This window comes from Burkholderia sp. COPS (genome assembly GCF_019425585.1).
GTDB lineage: Bacteria > Pseudomonadota > Gammaproteobacteria > Burkholderiales > Burkholderiaceae > Burkholderia > Burkholderia cepacia.
In genome coordinates this window covers 289,533-309,785 of record NZ_WIXR01000002.1, presented here as the reverse complement: position 1 = coordinate 309,785, position 20,253 = coordinate 289,533, and the positions used below count along the sequence as shown (strand labels likewise).

The 20,253-nt window shown below is 66.4% G+C and carries 15 protein-coding genes and 2 riboswitches; of the genes, 2 read left to right on the top strand and 13 right to left on the bottom strand.

Annotation, left to right across the window (positions count from 1 at the left end; translation table 11 throughout):
• From FOZ70_RS01865 to FOZ70_RS01810, 12 genes are all read right to left on the bottom strand, one after another.
• Window positions 1-435, bottom strand: coding sequence for a low molecular weight protein-tyrosine-phosphatase (locus FOZ70_RS01865; protein WP_042973863.1), 435 nt, complete (start codon window positions 433-435; stop codon window positions 1-3).
• Window positions 432-1,553 carry a polysaccharide biosynthesis/export family protein gene (locus tag FOZ70_RS01860; protein ID WP_258025516.1) on the bottom strand — a complete coding sequence of 374 codons (1,122 nt, stop codon included), beginning with the start codon at window positions 1,551-1,553 and terminating at the stop codon, window positions 432-434. Before FOZ70_RS01860 ends, FOZ70_RS01865 begins: the two co-directional genes overlap by 4 nt.
• Window positions 1,554-1,796: 243 nt before the next feature.
• Window positions 1,797-2,873, bottom strand: a complete 1,077-nt coding sequence (locus FOZ70_RS01855; protein WP_219704831.1) for a sugar transferase — start codon at window positions 2,871-2,873, stop codon at window positions 1,797-1,799.
• An 87-nt stretch (window positions 2,874-2,960) separates the two neighbouring features.
• Window positions 2,961-3,131 carry a hypothetical protein gene (locus FOZ70_RS01850; RefSeq protein WP_155632041.1) on the bottom strand — a complete coding sequence of 57 codons (171 nt, stop codon included), beginning with the start codon at window positions 3,129-3,131 and terminating at the stop codon, window positions 2,961-2,963.
• Window positions 3,132-3,696: 565 nt separating this feature from the next.
• Window positions 3,697-4,668: a helix-turn-helix domain-containing protein gene (locus FOZ70_RS01845; RefSeq protein ID WP_258025521.1), complete on the bottom strand. Its 972-nt coding sequence runs from the start codon at window positions 4,666-4,668 to the stop codon at window positions 3,697-3,699.
• 810 nt (window positions 4,669-5,478) lie between these two features.
• The gene (locus tag FOZ70_RS01840) at window positions 5,479-5,706 is read right to left on the bottom strand and encodes a hypothetical protein (RefSeq protein WP_219704829.1); all 228 of its coding nucleotides are present in this window, start codon (window positions 5,704-5,706) and stop codon (window positions 5,479-5,481) included.
• Between the two features lie 346 nt (window positions 5,707-6,052).
• Window positions 6,053-6,967 (bottom strand): ABC transporter ATP-binding protein, encoded by a 915-nt coding sequence (locus tag FOZ70_RS01835; protein ID WP_021158111.1) that lies wholly within the window; start codon window positions 6,965-6,967, stop codon window positions 6,053-6,055.
• Window positions 6,968-7,012: 45 nt separating this feature from the next.
• Window positions 7,013-7,987: an ABC transporter permease gene (locus tag FOZ70_RS01830; protein WP_021158112.1), complete on the bottom strand. Its 975-nt coding sequence runs from the start codon at window positions 7,985-7,987 to the stop codon at window positions 7,013-7,015.
• Between the two features lie 64 nt (window positions 7,988-8,051).
• Window positions 8,052-9,911, bottom strand: coding sequence for an allophanate hydrolase (gene atzF, locus FOZ70_RS01825; RefSeq protein ID WP_219704828.1), 1,860 nt, complete (start codon window positions 9,909-9,911; stop codon window positions 8,052-8,054).
• Window positions 9,908-13,513, bottom strand: coding sequence for an urea carboxylase (gene uca / locus FOZ70_RS01820; protein ID WP_219704827.1), 3,606 nt, complete (start codon window positions 13,511-13,513; stop codon window positions 9,908-9,910). Before uca ends, atzF begins: the two co-directional genes overlap by 4 nt.
• Window positions 13,510-14,166 (bottom strand): urea amidolyase associated protein UAAP2, encoded by a 657-nt coding sequence (locus tag FOZ70_RS01815; protein ID WP_027792692.1) that lies wholly within the window; start codon window positions 14,164-14,166, stop codon window positions 13,510-13,512. Before FOZ70_RS01815 ends, uca begins: the two co-directional genes overlap by 4 nt.
• An 11-nt stretch (window positions 14,167-14,177) precedes the next feature.
• Complete coding sequence (locus FOZ70_RS01810; RefSeq protein ID WP_060223606.1) at window positions 14,178-14,933, bottom strand: urea amidolyase associated protein UAAP1; 756 nt, start codon at window positions 14,931-14,933, stop codon at window positions 14,178-14,180.
• Between the two features lie 57 nt (window positions 14,934-14,990).
• Window positions 14,991-15,124, bottom strand: a riboswitch (guanidine-I (ykkC/yxkD leader).
• Window positions 15,125-15,558: 434 nt separating this feature from the next.
• A riboswitch (guanidine-I (ykkC/yxkD leader) is annotated at window positions 15,559-15,680 on the top strand.
• Window positions 15,681-15,818: 138 nt separating this feature from the next.
• On the opposite strand from FOZ70_RS01810, the gene FOZ70_RS01805 reads away from it, so the two are divergent.
• Together FOZ70_RS01805 and FOZ70_RS01800 are read left to right on the top strand one after the other, a co-directional pair.
• A complete protein-coding gene (locus FOZ70_RS01805; protein WP_060088775.1) occupies window positions 15,819-16,841 on the top strand; it encodes an ABC transporter substrate-binding protein in 1,023 nt (340 codons plus the stop codon).
• A gap of 425 nt (window positions 16,842-17,266) precedes the next feature.
• Entirely contained in the window at window positions 17,267-19,411 is a 2,145-nt protein-coding gene (locus FOZ70_RS01800) for a tryptophan 2-monooxygenase oxidoreductase (RefSeq protein ID WP_219704826.1), read from the top strand.
• Window positions 19,412-19,528: 117 nt separating this feature from the next.
• Here FOZ70_RS01800 and FOZ70_RS01795 read toward each other — a convergent pair whose 3' ends face one another.
• Complete coding sequence (locus tag FOZ70_RS01795; RefSeq protein WP_021158119.1) at window positions 19,529-19,717, bottom strand: hypothetical protein; 189 nt, start codon at window positions 19,715-19,717, stop codon at window positions 19,529-19,531.
• Between the last annotated feature and the right edge of the window lie 536 nt (window positions 19,718-20,253).

The window sequence follows — 20,253 nt, the reverse complement described above, 5'->3', positions numbered from 1 at the left end:
TCAGACGATACGCAGGCGCTTCGACCACTCGGACACGCCGAGCTCGATCAGTCGCGCACAGCGTTCGAACACGAATCGGGGCTGGCGGTAAGGGTCGTGCACGTCGAAATCCGTGTACTCGCCGAGACGGAACACGCGCCCCCGCACGAACGGGAACTGGTTCTCGAGCGACGTGCGCTGGCGACGGTCCATCACGAGGATCAGGTCGGCATCGGTACACAGCGAGCGGCCGATCTGCTGCGCGCGATGCGTCGACACGTCGAAGCCGCGCATCCGCATGACGTCCTGCGCATACGGCGCGGCCGGCAGGCCGACCAGTGCGTTCAGGCCGGCGGACGCGACGCGACGCCCGGGCATCGCGTGACGCAGCATCGCCTCGGCCATCGGGCTGCGGCAGATGTTGCCCTCGCAGACGATCAGGATCGATTCCATCATTTGGTCGCGATCGCCGCGGTCAGGCCGGCGTTGATGGCCGGCAGCAACAGGCTGAGCACGCGGCTGAAGCGGACGAGCCCGTTGCCGTCGACGTACACGACATCCTTCGGCTTCAGCTGGAACTGATTCGCCAGCACCATCGCGACCGGCGAGCGCGCATCGAGGTGATAGACCTGCGGCTGCTCGTCCTGCATCCCGCGCACCACGTAGAGCTGCGCCGCATCGGCCGTGTTCGCGTTCAGGCTGCCGGCCTGCGAGATCGCCTCGCTCAACGTCAGCCGGCCATTGCGCATCGGCAACGCCGTCACGGGCTTGTTGACCTCGCCCATCACGAACACCCCGCTCTCGTCGCGCGGCAGCACACGCACGAGATCGCCGTTGCGCAGCACGATCTTCGACGGGTTGCGCCCCTGCTCGGCCATCTCCGTCAGGTCAATCCGGCGTTCGACGCCGTCGCGCACCAGCACGATGCGGCTCTGGTCGGCGGATGCCGCAAAGCCGCCGGCCCGCCCGATCGCGTCGTACAGCGTCATCGGGATATCGTTCACGGGCTGCGAGCCCGGCGCATGCACCTCGCCCTCGATATACACCTGCTTCGCGCGGAACGACGCGATGCGCACCGTGACCTGCGGATTCCTGAATGTCCTGTCGAGACGCCGCGTGAGCTGCGTCTGAACCTGCTCGGCCGTCAGCCCGGCCACCGGCAGGCGCCCCGCGAACGGAAACTGCAGCGTGCCGTCCTGGTCGACGACGAACCCCGGCGGCGCATCCGCCGCGCGCGGCGCGGCCTGCGCAGGCGCGCCGAGCGCCGCCGCGAGTTCGGGATGATCCCAGACGGTGATCTGCAGCACGTCGCCGCGCCCGATCGTGTACGCATCCGGCGCCGCGACGATATCGCGCGCTTCGCCGCGCGTACTGCGTTCGGTGTCGCGCATGCGCCGGATCAGCGACAGGTCGATGTTGGTGACCGGCACCGGCAGCGCGGCGCTCTCGGCCGGTGTCGATCCGCCTTGCAGCGGAATCGACGCCGGCTGCTGCATGCGCATGCCCGGCGCGATGCCGCACGCGCCCAGCAACGCACACAGCGGCAGGATCATCACGAGCGAACCGACGCGCATTGGTCGGCGCGGCGCGATCGCGCGCGCCGACTCCATTTGACGCAACCTCTGCATTACAACCTCGCACTCTTTTAATTTGAAGTTTCACCGGTCGCCCCGCGTCGTGTCGCGCGCGAGTACAGCACCCCTGTCGAGACCGGACATGCCTGCCGCCACTGCTCACTGCCGAACCCCTCCGCGCCCGCTGCGCCTGCTACCGTCACGCGCCGCCGCGTTTCCTTCGCGGCGTGCGCGCGGCAGCGGCTAATACGCACCCGAACCGCGCACCACCACGTTGATCGTCCGGAACAGGATTCCGATGTCGCGACGCAGCGACCATTCGCGCACGTAGGACACGTCGAGCGATACGCGCGTCGAATAGTCGGTGTCGTTGCGGCCGCTGACCTGCCAGAGTCCGGTCATGCCCGGTTTCGCCATCAGGTAGTAGCGCACGTCGGTGCCGTAGCGTTCGAGTTCGGCCTCGACGATCGGGCGCGGCCCGACCAGGCTCATGTCGCCCTTCAGCACGTTCAGCAGCTGCGGCAGTTCGTCGAGGCTCGTCTTGCGGAGCAGGCGGCCGATCGGCGTGATGCGGACATCGTTCTTCAGCTTGAATTCGCGATCCCATTCCGCACGGGCGTCGGCATCCCGCTCGAGCAGCGCCTTGAGCACCGCATCGGCGTTCGTCACCATCGAGCGGAATTTCAGGCACTTGAACCGCCGGCCGTTGCGGCCGACGCGCTCGTGCCCGAAGATCGCCGGGCCGCTGTCGCGTCGCACGGTCCACGCGATACCCAGCAATACCGGCGCCAGCAGGAGGAGCAGCAACGACGCACCCACCAGGTCGAAGCCGCGCTTGACCATGCGCTTCACGCGCCCGGCCGCCCGGTGGCCGATCTCGCGCTGGCCGCGCAGGTCGGCGTGCGCGATGGCCGCCGCACGCACCTGATCGCCGGCACGCTCGATCATTCCGAAGATCGCGAGCGTCAGCGCGCGGAACACGATCAGACCGATTCCGCTGGCAAGCGTCCAGCACACGAACCACTCGCTCGACAGCACGTGCGCACGATGCAGCATGTACAGGAGCGCCGTGCTCATGCCCTGCACGACGATCCACGCGAGCACGGTACGGCCGAGCACGTGGAGCGCCGAACGCGTGCGCGCCGTCTCGTAGATGCCGCAGGCGGGAAATACCGACAAGGCCAGCGCGGCGGCAAACGCGACGAGTGCACCGTCGAACAGCGTCCCGCGCGCGCCGCCGGTGGCGCCGATCAATGCGGGAATGAACGCGCCCAGCACGATCAGCCCGATATCGGTCGCTCGATTGATCAACGAATTCATCGGTATGAACTCCTAATTTGTCATTCAGCACCCGTCCGCGTTGCGCACCGGCACTGCACGCCTGTCATTCAATGTCGCCCGAGGCGGTCATTCGGCCATGCCGCGGCACGCTGCAGTGCGCGTGCCGGTCAGCGTGCCCATCCGTTTACCCGTCGGCATGCCGTCACTTCCGTGTTGCCGCAGTGCATCATATTCATCGCGACTCGCGCTTTTATCGCCAGCGTCCGAATTCGCCTTGTTGATGGCGGATGGAATCAAGGGTGATTCCGTGCCGGATTTATTCGATCGATTTCACGATTTGACGGATAACGTTCCATGCGGAATGACGCGCGATTTTTTTATGGATTCTCGAATCCGGATCGCGATGGCGACACGCCGTTTCAAGCCAATGCATTGATTCATCTTGCCGGTGTCATCCGGCACGGCAGGTCGCGATTTCATCGCCGAATACCGCACGGAACGTGCGAGCGAGCATCGGCGGATATAGACCGCGCGAATACTGGCTCGAAGAATAAAAAGGCCTGCACAGTGCGCTCACGAAGACACGGCAGGCAAAATTCCGAGGAGTACCGGGGTGCCGCCTCCTCGAAAGGCCAGTCGATAACTTAATCGAGCGGGTACGCATTTCGGGCGGCTGCTGTCGGACGGCGCCACGATTGTGGCCGAATCCACCTTTGTTGCACTGCGATCGACCGATATCCGATTTTTCGATTCGAATCGAGCGCCCTGTCATTCGATCGAAATCCCGTTTATCCGGATATTCATGACGCTCGGCACGATGAAATCACGTATCGCCTTCGAGTAACGAACGACGCGCGCGTGACTACGATGCGGTGTTGTTCATCCAGCTGCTCAGGTCCGACGCATACAGCATTTCCGCCGAAGCATCGCCGCCTTTTCGAGCGGCGGCCCGGTATTCGGTCGGTGAAGTCTGCAAGTGCTGGCGAAACAGCTTGGCCATCCGGTCGCCACTGCCAAGGCCGGTTCGTCTCGCGACCTTGTCGGCCGGAAGATCCGTCTCGATCAGCATGCGGCAGGCCTTTTCGAGGCGGATTCTCAGCACGAACTCGGTTGGCGTCACACCGATCTCGTTCTTGAAGCGCCGCAGGAAATTGCGCTCGCTCATCGCGGCGGCCTGCGCCTCGTCCGCGATGGAGATCCGGTTCTCGCTATTGACGCGCAGGTGATGTGCCGCGCGCCGGATCAAGGTGCTGGCGCGCGCGACGCGTGCGCCGAACAGCACGTCGGTCAGCTTGCGATTCGCACCGGACACCATGCACGCCACGATTTCCTGCGCGATTTCGTAGCCCATGTCGACGCGCACGATCGACAACGCATCCGAGAACGGCCCGTCGTCTTCGTCATCGGAACATTCGACGTCGTCGCGTCCGGCGTGCGAGGCGACGCCGTCGTCCGCCGCCGGCAACACCTTTTCGACCTCCTTTTGCGCCAGGTGAATCTGCGTCAACAGCTTCCGGCCGCCACCGCTGCCCCTGACGACGCGCGCACGCTGATGCGCTTGCCTGAGCCACGCGATCAATTGCTCGTCGAGGGCGTCGATCCCGCCCTCTCCGCTCAGGACGAACATCGCGTGAACCGTGCTTGCCTCGAGCATGCGGGTGGCATCCGTCCAGATCCCCACACCCGACGACGAACGAACCGGGCCGCCATGGATCGAATAAAGCCGCAATTCGTAGTGGTCGGCGAATACGCCGTCGGCTCGACCGAGCTGATTGGCGAGTTCGAAAACCGCCGCCAGCTTGCCCATCTGCATAATCGAAAAACCCTCGAGCAACAGTACGATCACGCTTGCCCGTTGATGCCCGGTTCCGGGGCCTCTGCCACGATTCACGCTTAACCCCGCCGACGAATGATTCGATACTGTTTGCATCTTGCGGCCCTTTAACAATTGCTTACATTTCTTGATTTCTGCGCCGCATCATATGCGGCTGTGATTGTTAGCCGATTTATCAATGTCCGTTTCCGCCGTGTTGTTGTCGGAATCAATCAAGCCCGTGATGCGCCCCCATTTATTGACAACGGTCGAATCGGATGTGAATTAATTCGCAAAAATCGATAAAAAATTGACGCAAATCATCGACGGCGGATATCGATCGGGATATCCGGATACCTCGGCAGTTCTGGCTAATTGCGACGGAATTCGGGCCGCCCGATGCATTACACATGCCGGCCGGCAGATCAGGATGACGGGAGATGTTTTGGCGCCAGCGCGTGGACGGCGTGGCCTCCGCTTCGACCACGAGCCGTCCAGTACGGCCCGCATTCGGATCTAGCCATCGTCAACTGACAGAGTCGCAATACACGTCGGCGACACGTTCAAATCGATGTCGCGCGCACTGGCTCCGGGTGTAATGCAGACGGCAATCGACGTAATTGCGTGAGCGCTGATCGGCAATTGCTGAACGCGCATTGGCGGCGCGGCATGCGATTCGAATTCGCTTCGGTGTCACGCAAACGTTCGCCGCAGAATTATGCATTCGATTTCATTGGAAATTCGTGCAGTATCCCGCGCTTATTCGGCGATCGAATATCGGTGCAGTTACCGAATATTTCGATATGGCTCCATGCAAACGTTTCCTTTCAATCAGCGTCTATCCACTGACGAATGCACGACATTGGTGCGGCAATGTCGCGCCGACGCGATATTCGACATATCGATGTCGCAGGAGAAAGGTAAAGGGCGCAGCGTTGCGTCCGGATGGGTTTCGACGGTAACGGTAGCGCACGCGGCGCAATCCAGTACGCATTCGACTGTATCGGCCCGCGGCTCGGCATCGGCACGGTCGATGCCCGACTCACGGAAATCGGTCATGCGGCGAACGCCCCCGCCGCCATGTCGCCCGATGCTCGTCGGCAAGCGCGACTCAGGTCATGGCCCCGGTTGACAACCGGGGCCGAAAAGCACGCGTTTGGCGCCCGCGGCCGAATCCGCAAGCGGCGACATGCGCGAGGCCGCGATGGTTCGAGGCCGAGTGCGGGAAAGCGCGTGCCGAACGCCTCAAGGTGCGGCTCGATCAGGGTCCTGGCCGTGACGCGGGCGGCCAAGACCAGACGCGCCGGCCCTAGGCCGGCGGCTACGACTACCTACGTGGACGGAGCGCGAACACCGCGCGCCCGACCGCGCCCGTGCCGATCGCCCGGCCCATCCCCGTCCCGGTCTACTCGACGTTGTCCGACACGTCCGTCATCCGGATCATGTGCGGTTTCACGCCGTCGTCGTCATCGGCAGGCACGGCCTCCTTCGGATGAATCAGCGCTTCGAGCCGCGCCTTCGTCGCGACGAACGCCGGCGAATTGACCTGCGAATAATCGCGCGGCCGTGGCACCGGCACCTCGATCAGCTCCTGCACCGCCCCCGGATTCGCCTTGAGGACGAGAATGCGATCCGCCAGGAAAATCGCCTCGTCGAGATCGTGCGTGATGAACAGGATCGTCACGTCGATATTGCGCCAGATGTCGAGCAGATGCGTCTGCATCCGCGCACGCGTCTGCGCGTCGAGCGCACCGAACGGCTCGTCCATCAGCAGGATGCGCGGGCGGTTCGCCAGCGCACGGGCGATCGCCACACGCTGCTTCATCCCGCCGGACAACTGGTGCGGATACACGTCGGCGAAACGCGTCAGCCCGACGAGATCGAGCCACTGCAGCGCTTCGCGTTCGGCCTCGCCGCTGCTGCTCCCGTTCATCCGGAGACCGAACATCACGTTCTTCTTCACGGTGAGCCACGGAAACAGCGTATAGCCCTGGAACACCATCCCGCGATCGGCGCCCGGCCCCTGCACGGGCTTGCCGTCCAGCAGCACTTCGCCGCTGGTCTGCGCTTCGAGCCCCGCCAGGATGCGGATCAGCGTCGACTTGCCGCAACCGGACGGGCCGATCACGCACACGAATTCGCGGCGGTGTGTACGGAAGCTGATGTCGTCGAGCGCGACGCACTCGCCCTGCGGCGTCGCGAAGCGCTTGCCGACGTGGCGCACGTCGAGTATCACGTCGCGGGTTTTCAGCCGTGCGAAGCGCTCGCGCACCGCGTCGGACTGCATCAGGTACTCGGGAACGGCTTGCGGATTCTGCATGATGCCCTCTGCGGAAATCGGTTGACGGTTGCGAATCGAAGGGCATCACGCTTTCAGCGTGCGGTCCCACGGAAACAGCTTGCGGCCGAGCACCCCGAGCACGATGTCGGTCCCGAGGCCGATGACCCCGATCATCAGGATCGCCGCATACACGTTGTCGAAATGCTGGTAGCGCGCCTGCTGGCTGATGTACCACGTGATGCCCGAACTGGTGCCGACGAGTTCGGCAACGATCAGGTAAGTCCACGCCCAGCCGAGCAGGATCCGCTGGTCGCGATACAGGTCCGGCAGCACACCGGGAATCACGACGTGGGTGAGCAGCTTGAGCTTCTTCGTGCCGAGCGTCATCGCGGCCTCGAACAGCCCGTATTCGAGCTTGCGTGTCGTGTTCGCGATGATCAGCACCTGCTGGAACAGCGTCCCGATCACGATGATCGCAATCTTCGGTGCGTCGTAGATGCCCAGAATCGCGACCATCAGCGCGCCGAACGCCGGCGCGGGCAGGTAGCGGAAGAACTCCAGGAACGGTTCCTGCAGCCGCGCGAGCGCGCTGAAGGTGCCGCAGACGATGCCGAGCGGCACACCGATCGCGGACGAGATCACGAAGCCCCAGAAAATGATCCGGATGCTGTGCCACAGGCTCTCGTGCAGCCATACGCCGTCGCGGGATGCGGGCGGCGTCGTGAACGCGGTGTAGAACGCGCGCAACACCTGGTGCGGCGCGGGCAGGTAGACCGGATTCGCGCGCACGCCCTCCGGCACGGCCGTATGCATCTCCCGTGCATGCGCGAGCTCGTCGTCGAAGACTTCGCGGTCGATCTGCATGCCGGTCTGGAAATAGTCGACGCTTCCCGGATTCGTGATGCGCATCTGCGGATGCCAGACGAACGGCACATAGCTGATCAGGCACCAGACGGCGAACGGCAGCAGGAAGGACGCCAGGCCGAGCGTCCATTTGCCGCGCGTCGTCAGTTCGCGGCGCACGGCCAGCCATCCGGTCGTGTTGCGGGTCATTGACATGGGGATCTCCGTATCGTTTCGGGTGCCGGTCGCGCAGCGCCCGTGGCATCGCGCGACCGGACGTTCATTGCGAGGCGCTGCCCGCGGCGTGGGCGCGATACGCCCGCCAGCCGCCGAAGCGCGTGATGTCCGTCGCCTCGTCGAGCGCCGCGCTTTCGCACAGGAAGCCCTGCACGCGCGACCCGTCGGCGAGCGTCAGCGTGCCGATGCCGAGCGGCGCTGCAATCCCCGCGACGAAGCTGCCGTACGCGTCGACCGGCATCTCCCAGATCTCGACCGCGATCGGCGCACCGCCTTCCGGCACGCGCACGAGCCCCGGCTTGGCGACGCTGCCGCCGGATGCCGCGCCGGACAGCGCGTAGAGACGGTACGTGGCCGCCGTCGTCGTCGCCGCGACGAAACGCGCGCGTCGCTGCGTGAGCTGCCCGTTCAACGGCTCGCCTCGCAGATGCGCACCGACGACGGCCACGCGCACGACGCTGGCGGCTTCCGTCGGCGCCGCGTCCGCCGTTGCAGCGCCCCCGGCCTCGCGGACAGCCTGATCGCCGTCGCCCCACGCCTGGGCGAGATCGAGCAGCCGCGCATCGTCGTGCGCGCGGCCGACGAACGTGATCCCGAACGGCAACCCCGCGTGCGCCCCGGTCCTGCAGACGCCGGCAGGCACCGCGATCGCCGACAGGTCGAGCAGGTTGACGAAGTTCGTGTAGAAGCCGAAGCGCGAATTGATGCCGATCGGATCGGCTTCGAGCGCGGCCACGGTCGCGGTCGTGGCCGAGGTCGGCATCACGATCGCGTCGAGCCCGGCCCATGCGCGGGCCGCCTCGATGCGCAGCGTCGCGAGCCGGTCGAACGCGGCGAACGCGTCGGCCGCGCTGAAGCGCGACGCGCCGCCGACGATCGTGCGAATCACCGGATGGAGCGCATCGGGCTCCCGCGCGGCGAATGCGCCGAGTGCGGCAAGCCGCTCGGCAACCCACGGGCCCTCGTAGAGCAGCCGCGCGGCGGCCAGGAACGGGCTGAAATCGATCTCGACGATCCGCGCGCCCGTCGCCCGCAGGCGTTCGAGCGCCGCCCCCCAGGCCGCGCGATACGATTCGTCGCCGAAGAACTCGAGCTGATCGGCACGCGGTACGCCGAAACCCGACCGGCCGAGCGAACGCACCCGGTCGACATCCGGCAGCGGCTGCCATGCGCGCCCGTAAGGATCGCCTTCGATCACGCCCTGCGCGACGGCGAACACCGACCGTGCGTCGGCCGGCGAGTGCGCGAACACCGACACGCAATCGAGCGACCGGCAAGCCGGCACGACGCCGAGCGTACTCAGCACGCCGCGGGTCGGCTTGAGTCCGACGAGCCCATGAAACGCCGCCGGCACGCGCCCGGAACCGGCCGTATCGGTCCCCAGCGAGAACGCCGCGACGCCGAGCGCGACCGCCACCGCCGACCCGGAACTCGATCCGCCCGACGCGTAGCGCGGATCGAGCGCATTGCGGCACGCGCCGTACGGCGAGCGCTGCCCCGACAGCCCGGTCGCGAACTGGTCGAGATTGGTCTTGCCGACCGGAATCGCGCCTGCCGCGATCAATCGCTCGACGACGGGCGCGCTGCGATCCGGCGTGTACGCATAGGCCGGACAGGCCGCCGTTGTCGGAATGCCGGCGAGGTCGATGTTGTCCTTGATCGCGAACGGCACGCCGTAGAGCGGCAGCGATGCGATGTCGCGCCCGGCCAGCGCGTCGGCGTAGGCCGTCATCTCGGCGTGCGTCAGCGGCCGGATCCACGCATGGTGCGGATCGCCTGCGTCGAAATGCGCGGCGATCGCGTCGACGAGCGCGTGCGGCGTCAGGGTGCCCGCCTCATAGCGTGCGCGCAGCGCGGCGATCGAGCCCGGCCCGGGCAGCGGCGAACGTTGTGTCGTGCTCATGCGACCTCCTCGGCGGCGCCGGTCTTCTGCACCATCAGCCGCTGGCCGGCCACGACCGCCGCGCCCGGCGCGCAATCGATCGTCTCGATCGTGCCGTCTTCCATTGCCGTCACCGCCACCTCCATCTTCATCGATTCGACGATCGCGACGACCTGCCCTTCGGTCACGCGCTCGCCGGGTTCGACCAGCACCTTCCACACGCTGCCCGACACGTCCGCGGCAATCGCGCGCTGCGTATCGTCGAGCGCGGCCGTTTCCCGCGCCGCCTGCACGTCGCCCTGCTCCGCTTCGCCGACGTACTCCGCGTGCCCGGCCGCCCGCCACCGCTCGCGCTCGGCTTCGAACGCGGTTTGCTGCGCGGCCTTGAACGTCGCGATCGACTCCGCCTCGTCGCGCAGAAAGCGGTTGTACGCGCCCAGGTCGAACACGGATTCCTCGATCTTCAGCGACGCGCGGCCCGCGATGAAATCCGCGCGCAGCGTGGCCAGCTCGGCCTCGCTGACTTCGTAGAAGCGGATCTCGTCGAAGAAGCGCAGCAGCCACGGCTTGCCGGCTTCGAACTCCCGCGTGGTGCGGTGACGGTTCCACATCTGGACAGTACGGCCGACGAACTGGTAACCGCCGGGCCCTTCCATGCCGTACACGCACAGATACGCGCCGCCGATGCCGACCGCGTTCTCGGGTGTCCAGGTGCGCGCGGGGTTGTATTTGGTCGTCACGAGCCGGTGCCGCGGATCGATCGGCGTCGCGACCGGCGCGCCGAGGTAGACATCGCCGAGCCCCATCACGAGATAGCGCGCGTCGAACACGATGCGCTTCACGTCGTCGATGCTCGCCAGCCCGTTGATCCGCCGGATGAACTCGATATTGCTCGGGCACCACGGCGCATCGGGCCGCACCGACTGCATGTAGCGCTCGATCGCGATGCGCGTCGACGGGTCGTCCCACGACAGCGGCAAGTGCACGATGCGGTTCGGCACGCGCATGTCGGCCACGTCGGAGAGCTCCCGCTCCGCGGTCCGCAGATGCGCGAGCAGTGCATCGAGCGGCAGCACGCGTGCATCGAACTGCACCTGAAGCGAGCGGATGCCCGGCGTCAGGTCGAGCATGCCGGGCAACCGGTGCGCGTCGAGCCAGCACATGAGGGCGTGCACGCGAAAGCGCAGGTTCAGGTCGAGCACGAGCGGCCCGTATTCGACCAGCACGTTGCGATCGCCCGAGCGCCGGTAGACGACACCGATACCGCCGGCCGACGGGTCGCGATGCAACACGCATTCGCCGGGCGTGGCGCAGGCAGCAGTGGCGACGTCGCGCGTCGGTTGCGCGATCGCAGCAGCCGGCTGCCCGGCCGACGCGGCCGCGCGCACGAACTGCACGGTATCGCCCGGGCGCAACTGCCCGAGCTTCCACAGCTCGTCGCGCACGACCGTCACCGGGCACACGAAGCCGCCCAGGCTCGGGCCGTCCGGGCCGAGGATCACCGGCATGTCGCCGGTGAAATCGACCGCGCCGATCGCATACGCGTTGTCGTGGATGTTCGACGGATGCAGGCCGGCCTCGCCGCCGTCCGCGCGTGCCCATTGCGGTTTTGGTCCGAGCAGCCGGACGCCGGTGCGGCTCGAGTTGTAGTGGACCGTCCACTGCGTGCCGTAGAGCATCGCGATGTCGTCCGACGTGAAGAAGTCCGGCGCGCCGTGCGGGCCGTCCAGCACACCGAGCGTCCACGCATGCGTCAATGCGGGAATGTCGTCTTCGGCCAGCGTCGCGCCGGCGTCGCCGCGCCCCGCGTCCGCGTGCAGATGCAGCACGTCGCCCTTGCGCAGCGCGCGCCCCGCGTGACCGCCGAACTGGCCGAGCGTGAAGGTCGCCTTGCTGCCGAGATAGTCGGGCACCTGCAGCCCGCCCTTCACGGCCAGGCACGCGCGCACGCCCGCGCCCGTCACGCCGCCGAGCTTCAGTACCGTGCCCGGTCGGGCGCGCAGCACCTGCCAGAACGGCGCGGGCTCGCCGTCGAGCGTTGCCGCGAGCGGCGCACCGCCGAGCACGAACAGCGTCGCGGTGTTGAAGCGCAGCGTCGCGCCGACCATCGTGAATTCCAGCCCGGCCGCGTCGCGTGCGTTGCCGAGCAGCGCGTTGGCGAGATCGAACGCGCGATCGTCCATCGGACCGGACGGCGGCACGCCGACGCTCCAGTAACCGACGCGCCCGGGCGCCTGCTGCACGGTGGTCTGCACGCCGCCGTCGAGCACGTCGATCGTGTGCGGCGCGAATGCGAAGCGCGACAGGAACGCCGTCGTCGGCGCGCCGCGCGCGAACGTGTCCGAGCCGGCAATCGCGCGCAGGTAGTCGAGGTTGGTTTCGATCCCGTACAGCTCGGTCCGCGCCAGCGCGGCCTGCAGTGCCGCCAGCGCGTCGCGGCGCGTATCGCCGCGCACGATCAGCTTCGCGAGCAACGGATCGTAATGCGCGCTGACCTCGGTGCCCGCGTCGATCCAGCCGTCGACGCGCACGTCGTCCGGAAAGGCGACATGCGTGAGCACGCCGGCACTCGGCTGGAACTGCTTGTGCGGATCTTCCGCATAGAGCCGCACCTGGATGCTCGCGCCGCGCGGCGCGACGGCGAGTGTGTCGAGCGGCGGCAGGTCGCCTTCGGCCTGCAGGATCATCCATTCCACGAGATCGATGCCGGTGACTGCTTCGGTCACGCAATGTTCGACCTGCAACCGCGTGTTCACTTCCAGGAAATAGAACCGGCGCGCGTTGGCGTCGAACACGAACTCGACCGTGCCGGCCGACGCGTAGCCGACCGCGCGGGCAAGCCGCACCGCGCTCGCGTGCAGCGTGTCGCGCTCGGCATCGGTCAGGTCCGGCGCGGGTGTCTCCTCGATCACCTTCTGGTTACGGCGCTGCACGGAGCAATCGCGTTCGCCGAGCGCGATCGCGCCGCCGCGGCCATCGCCGAAGATCTGCACTTCGATATGCCGCGCGTGCTCGACGAATTTCTCGAGATACACGCCCGCATGCGCGAAGTTCGCCTTGCCGAGCCGCACGACGGATTCGAAGGCCGCCTCGAGCTGCGCGGCGTCACGGCACAACGACATGCCGATCCCGCCACCGCCGGCCGTACTCTTCAGCATCACCGGATAGCCGATCGCACCGGCTTCGGCAAGCGCCGTCGCCACGTCGTCGAGCAGGCCCGTGCCCGGCAGCAGCGCGACACCCTGTGCGGCCGCGAGCGCGCGCGCGGTGTGCTTGAGGCCGAACGCGCGCATCTGGTCGCCGCGCGGCCCGATGAAGCGCACGCCGGCCGCTTCGCATGCATCGGCGAAACCGGCATGCTCGGACAGGAAGCCGTAGCCGGGATGCACGGCCTGTGCGCCGGTCTCGCGCGCGGCGGCGAGGATCGCCGCGACGTTCAGGTAGCTCTCCGCCGCCGGCGCGGGGCCGACCCGCACGGCTTCGTCGGCGAGCGTCACGTGACGCGCGTCGCGGTCGGCGTCCGAGTAGATCGCGACCGACGCAATGCCGAGCCGCTTCAGCGTCCGGATCACGCGGCACGCGATCTCGCCGCGGTTCGCAACGAGGACTTTGGCGAATCTCATTCGGCCTCCCACACGGTGAGACGCACGGGCGTCGGGTTGTAGCCGTTGCACGGGTTGTTCAGCTGCGGGCAGTTCGAGATCAGCACGGTGACGTCCATCTCCGCGCGCATCTCGACGTACTTGCCGGGCGCGGAAATGCCGTCCTCGAACGTCAGCCCGCCGAGCGGCGTGACGGGTACGTTCATGAAGAAGTTGACGTTGCCGACGAGGTCGCGCTTGGTGAGCCGCGCGCCCGTGCCGCATGTGCAGTGCGCGATTGCATTGAGGAAGCTGTCGCGGCAGTTGTGCATGTGCCGCTTGTCGAGCGCATAACGCACCGTGTTGCTCTCGGCCGCGCATGCGCCGCCGAGCGTGTCGTGACGCCCGCACGTATCGGCGACGATCGTCGCCATCGCGTTGCCCCGGCTCGACAGCAGCACGCTGCCGGCGCTCAGGTACAGGTTGCGCTGCGCGCGGATCGTGTCCTGGGCGCTGTAGCGCTCCTCGGGGTCGTCGGACCGGTAGAACAGCGTGTCGACGGCCTGGTTGCCTTCGAGGTCGAGGATGCGGAAGACCTGCCCGCGCTTCAGGTCGTGCAGCCACGGTTCGCCCGCGTTCAGCGTGATGTCGTGGATCGCGTCGCGCGGGTCGAGGCGGCTTTCGATGATCGGCATGGTGCGGCTCCTTACGCGAACAGGCGGTCGGTGTTGGTGAAGCCGCGCACGTTCTCGGCGCACGCGCGCCGGCACGGATCGTCTTCGGGGGCGGCGGCGTCCGCCGGATACGCGCGGTACGCGATCAGCTTCACCGGCTTCGGCGCATAGTCCGCGCGCGGATCGAGCGGATGCGGGGCAGTCGAGAATGCCGCGAGCGTGTTCATCTCGAAGCGCAGATCGACGGCACTGCCGGCCGTCGAATGGCCGGGGACGAAATCGAGCGTGCCGTCGTCCGCCGTCTCGAGCTTGCTGAAGAAATTGACGTTCGCGGCGAGGTCGCGCGCCGACAGCCCGTACTTCGCGAGTTCGAGCACAAGGCTGTCGCGGCCGTTGCGGATCATCGCGTTGCGATCGGCCTGGTACGTCGTCGTGCCGTACTTGTGTGCGAACAGGCGCGCGTCGCCGACGCCGCCGAGCGGGTCGTGCCAGCCGAGCGTGTCGGCCGTGATCGACGCGATCACGCGCCCCATGTCCGTGTACAGCGCATGGCCGCGCGTGAGATGCGCGGTGTGCTGCGCCTTCAGCGTATCGGCCATGTTGTAGCGTTCGAGCGGGTCTTCCTGGCGATGAAATACGGCGGACAGATTCGCGCCGCCTTCGACATCGACGATGCGCAGCGCGAGGCCGCGGCGCAGGATGCCGGACCAGTGGGTGCCGGCGGGAATCAGCGTTTCCCACGCGACGTGCGGTGGTGGGGCGAGGACGGCTTGGGGGCTCGGCGACATGGCGGCTCCGTGGTCGGTTGGATAAAAGGCGTGAGAGGGCGACCGAACGACATCGCGACCTCCCGGGCTTTTATCCCTCCGTGGAGCCTCGCCGTTGCCTCGTATCGAGGCGAAGGCAAGACCGGATTGCTCTCGGACCAGGCATCGTGCGGCGCGAACGCCGCATGACCGGAACCCTAGCGATCCTGAAGATGATGCAAATTGCTTCGCACCTCTCGGGCAACGATCTAGCGAGTTGCGTGCCAGCCTCGACGAAACGGCTGCACAACGCGGTGCGGCGGCCCGCACGTGCGCCGCCTGCACGACATGGCGGCGGCCCCGTGCCCTCGCGGCGGGCGTGCCGCGCACCAGGCGAACGCGATCCCGCACCGGTGCAGTGCGTGTCGCATGCGCATGCACGGCACGATCCGCAGTGGCATGGGCATTGCATCGATGGCGGCACCTTCACTCGACATCCGACCGCTCATGAACAAGCTCGACCTGCTCCGGCGCGTGCTGACAGCCCTCTTCTCCGCGCGCTTCATCGAACTGCAACGCGCCGCGCGCCGCCGCTGAGCCGCCCTCGTCGCACGTCGTTGGCACGGTTTTCGCTCGGCATGACGCCGAGAGGTGCGGCGGCGTCGCATCTTAGGGGTGCTAGGGTTCCGGTTCATCGAACGTCTGGTCCGAGAGCAGCCCGGCACGGGTTCGTCCGATCGCGAGAGCGGACGCGCACGCGCTACACGGCGGGACAAAAGCCCGGGAGACTGGCGATGGCAACGGCCATCGCGCCTCTCCGTGGCCGCTTCGTTCGTTCCGCATCCGCAGGAACCGGCTACGCAGCCGGACCGTGCTCCTGCACGGTCCGTATCGACGATCCCGATCCCGGTCTCCTGGAGAAACACGATGACCCGTCCCGCCTCGGCACTCCGCCGCCTGCTGTCCTTCCGTTCCGCCCGTCGTGCATGGGGTGCCGCCGCCACGGCTGCGGCGCTGCTCGCGGCGCCCGCCGTTCACGCGGCGGCGCCGCTGAAGATCGGCTACAGCGACTGGCCCGGCTGGGTCGCGTTCCAGGTCGCGCTCGACAAGGGCTGGTTCAAGGAGGCCGGCGTCGACGTCGATTTCGAATGGTTCGATTACTCGGCGTCGCTCGACGCGTTTTCCGCGGGCAAGCTCGACGCGGTCGCGGCAACCAACGGCGATGCGCTCGTGACGGGGGCATCCGGCGCGAAGAACGTGATGGTCCTGCTGACCGACTATTCCGCCGGTAACGACATGATCATCGCGAAGCCGCCGCTGCGCAGCGTCGAGGGGCTGAAGGGCAAGAAGGTCGGCGTCGAGCTCGGCCTCGTCGATCACCTGTTGCTCGAGACCGCGCTGCAGAAGCACGGATTGAAGGATGGCGACGTGACGCTGGTCAATGCGAAGACCAACGAACTGCCGCAGGTGCTCGGCTCGTCGGCCGATATCGCCGCCGTCGCCGCATGGCAGCCGAACGCAAACGAGGCGTTGAAGCGCGCACCGGGCGCACGCGCGATCTTCACGTCGGCCGACGCGCCGGGGCTGATCTACGATGCGATCACGGTCGCGCCCGCGAGCCTCGCCGCGCGCCGGGCCGACTGGGCCAAGGTGATCAAGGTCTGGTACCGCTGCGTCGCGTACATTAACGACCCGAAGACGCAGGCCGATGCGGTCAGGATCATGTCCGCGCGCGTCGGGCTCACGCCGGAGCAATACCTGCCGCTGCTGAAAGGCACGCACCTGCTCGACGAAGCAGCCGCGAAGCGTGTGTTCCGCAAGGGCGACGGTCTCGATTCGATCTATGGGTCGACGCGCAACGCGAATGCGTTCAACGTGCGCAACGGCGTGTACAAACAGTCGCAGAATGTCGATGCGTATATCGATCCGCAATTCGGGATGTCGAACTGACCGTTGCGTGCGGTCGGAATTTTGACGGCTCGGCCAGGGTAGCGCCTGTTCACGCTGATGGCAGGCTTGCGCTGGGCCCGGAAGGGCCGAGCGCAAGGATTGCGACGACCAACGGAAGTCCCCGTGGGGCGAAGCGAATACTCGACGTATTCGCGAGGAGCACGACGCGGCGATCGGCCCTTCTGGGGGCCAGCCCCACGAATGAATTTTTAAACAGGGGGACGTGCCTCTTTTCCATCATTTCGCTCATTCTCCCCAATCGTTTCTCAAACAAAAATTGATTGATTTGGCGAAACCGCATTCGCATACTGCGCAAGCTTCGTTCGCAATGCGTTGTCGTTGTCCTGAATCGGTCCCGACGCGCTGTGCCAGCGGCAGTCGGGATCGATATCGCGCGGTTTCCACTCTCTCGATGGAGAAACGTCATGGGCGTTACCGTCATTCCCCGGCTGCTCGGCCTGAAGAACGAGAAGAAGATTGCCACCACCGTTGGCGAAGCCCGGTTGAGCGGGATCAACTACCGGCATCCCGATTCCGCGCTGGTGTCCTATCCGGTCGCCGCCGCCGGGCCGTTGGGCACGCTGCCCGCCGGCAACTACAGGATCGCCATCGTCGGCGGCGGAGCAGGCGGCATCGCCGCACTCTACGAACTCGGCCGGCTCGCGGCGACGCTGCCGGCAGGAAGCCGCATCGACGTGCAGATCTACGAAGCCGATCCCGATTCGTTTCTTCATGACCGGCCGGGAATCAAGGCGATCAAGGTACGCGGGCTCAAGGCCGGAAGAGTGTCGGCGGCACTCGTCCACAACGGCGATCCCGCCAGCGGCGACACGATTTACGAAGTCGGCGCGATGCGCTTTCCGGAAATCGCCGGATTGACCTGGCATTATGCGTCCGCCGCATTCGGGGACGCGGCACCGATCAAGGTATTTCCGAATCCGGGCAAGGTGCCGACCGAATTCGTGTTCGGCAATCGGGTCGATCGTTATGTCGGGAGCGATCCGAAAGACTGGGAAGATCCGGATTCGCCGACGTTGAAGGTACTGGGTGTCGTCGCCGGCGGGCTGGTGGGCAACCCGGAGGGCGAGAATGTCGCGATGTATCCGATCGCCAACGTGGATCCGGCCAAGATCGCGGCGATCCTGAATGCGGCTACGCCGCCGGCCGACGCCCTCGAGCGGATTCAGACGAAGTACTGGCCCGAGTTCATCGCGCAATACGACGGCCTGACGCTCGGCGCGGCCGTCCGCGAGATCGTGACGGTTGCGTTCGAGAAGGGAACGCTGCCGCCGGTCGACGGTGTGCTCGACGTCGATGAATCGATCAGCTACTACGTCGAGCTGTTCGGCCGCTTCGGCTTCGGCACCGGCGGCTTCAAGCCGCTGTACAACATCTCGCTGGTCGAGATGATGCGGTTGATCCTCTGGGACTATTCGAACGAATACACGCTGCCGGTCACGGAAAACGTCGAGTTCATCCGGAATCTGTACCGCAAGGCCCAGGACGTCGGCGCCGGCAAGCTGGCCGTCCAGGTTCGTCAGGAACGCGTCGCGAACGCCTGCCATTCCGGCACCGCGTCGGCGCGCGCGCAACTGCTGTCATACGACAGCCATAACGCCGTCCACGCCGAAGCCTACGATTTCGTGATTCTCGCCGTCCCGCACGATCAGTTGACGCCGATCGTCAGCCGCAGCGGCTTCCAACATGCGGCCAGCCAGAATCTGGGGGACGCGGGCCTGGGCCTCGAAACGCATACGTACAACCAGGTTTATCCGCCGCTGCTGCTGAGCGATAACAGCGCCGCCGCGAACGCCCGGATCGTCACGGCGATCGGCCAGCTTCACATGGCGCGCTCGTCGAAGGTGTTCGCCACCGTCAAGACCGCTGCGCTCGACCAGCCGTGGGTCCCGCAATGGCGCGGCGAACCGATCAAGGCCGTCGTCTCCGACAGCGGCCTCGCGGCGAGTTATGTGGTACCGAGCCCGATCGTCGAAGGCGGCCAGGCGCCCGAGTATTCGAGCCTGCTCGCCAGCTACACGTGGGAAGACGATTCGACCCGGCTTCAGCACGATTTCGGGCTGTATCCGCAAAACCCGGCAACCGAGGCCGGTACGGCGGACGGGATGTACCGGACGATGGTGAATCGCGCATATCGGTACGTGAAGTACGCGGGCGCGTCGGATGCTCAACCGTGGTGGTTCTATCGGCTGCTCGCGGAAGCACGCACGGCGGACCGCTTTGTGTTCGACTGGACGACCAACAAGACGGCCGGCGGCTTCAAGCTCGACATGACCGGCGACCATCACCAGAGCAACCTGTGCTTCCGGTATCACACGCATGCGCTCGCCGCGTCGCTCGACAACCGCTTCTTCATTGCCAGCGACAGCTACAGCCACCTCGGCGGCTGGCTCGAAGGCGCGTTCATGAGTGCAATGAATGCGGTGGCGGGCCTGATCGTGCGCGCCAATCGCGGCGACGTGAACGCGCTGTCCAGTGCCGCGCGTCCGCTCGTGACCGGTTTGCGGCCCGTCGTGAAGGTTCCCGCAGCGGAGCTGGCCACCAGCAAGTAATCCGCGAACGAAGAGACGCGCGCGTCGCGCGTCGTCATGCGCCCGCCGCACGGCGGGCGCGTTTCATATCGATCGAAACAGGGCGCGCGGACGGACGGCGGAATCGGTGTATCCGGATTAGCGCTCGCTCACCTTCACGCGCGGCAGCCATTCCGCCTCGGCACCCTGCGTGCCTTTCAATTGGGCGGGAATCGCGTCTTGCACTTGCGCGTCGTGGCGGCGTACCGCCTCGGTGTCGAGATGACGGCCGTCGAACGTCGACTGGCGACGGGTAATCATGTTGATGCGGAGGCGTTTTGCCGCCATGGTCGGTCTTCCTTGAAAAATCGGCACCCCGCCGACTGGCGAAGTGCAATAGATGTACGTGAGAAAGATGTCGCCAGGATGACGTGATGTGAAACGCACGTCTCCCGCCATCCTACGGCGGCGGCGCATGCACCGCAATGACTTCGAGCAAGCATCGCAGTTCACTTCGCCGCGATCCGCTTGCCGCCCGGCTTGATGGGTCGTTTCAAGGAGGGCACTCGAAGCGCGCCGCACGATCGACACGCTCCGCACTGGGTGCGGCGTCGAGGTACAACAGGGCGAAGGCCTGCCGGACGTGACGCCGTTCAACTTCGACCGCATCTGACCTTGCCGGCCGGGCCTTGATCGGGCCGCCGTTATAATCGGTGCGACTCTACGGCGGCCGCGCGTGTCGGCTGCCGGCTACACGCCGGGATGATTTCCCTTTCGGGTGCGACGCGCTCGAGGATTCCTTTCTCCCCGAGCGTGAAGCGCGTTGCGCCATTCCCCGCGCCCGCCATTCGTGCCCGGCCGGGCAACGGATGGTGACTGCGCGA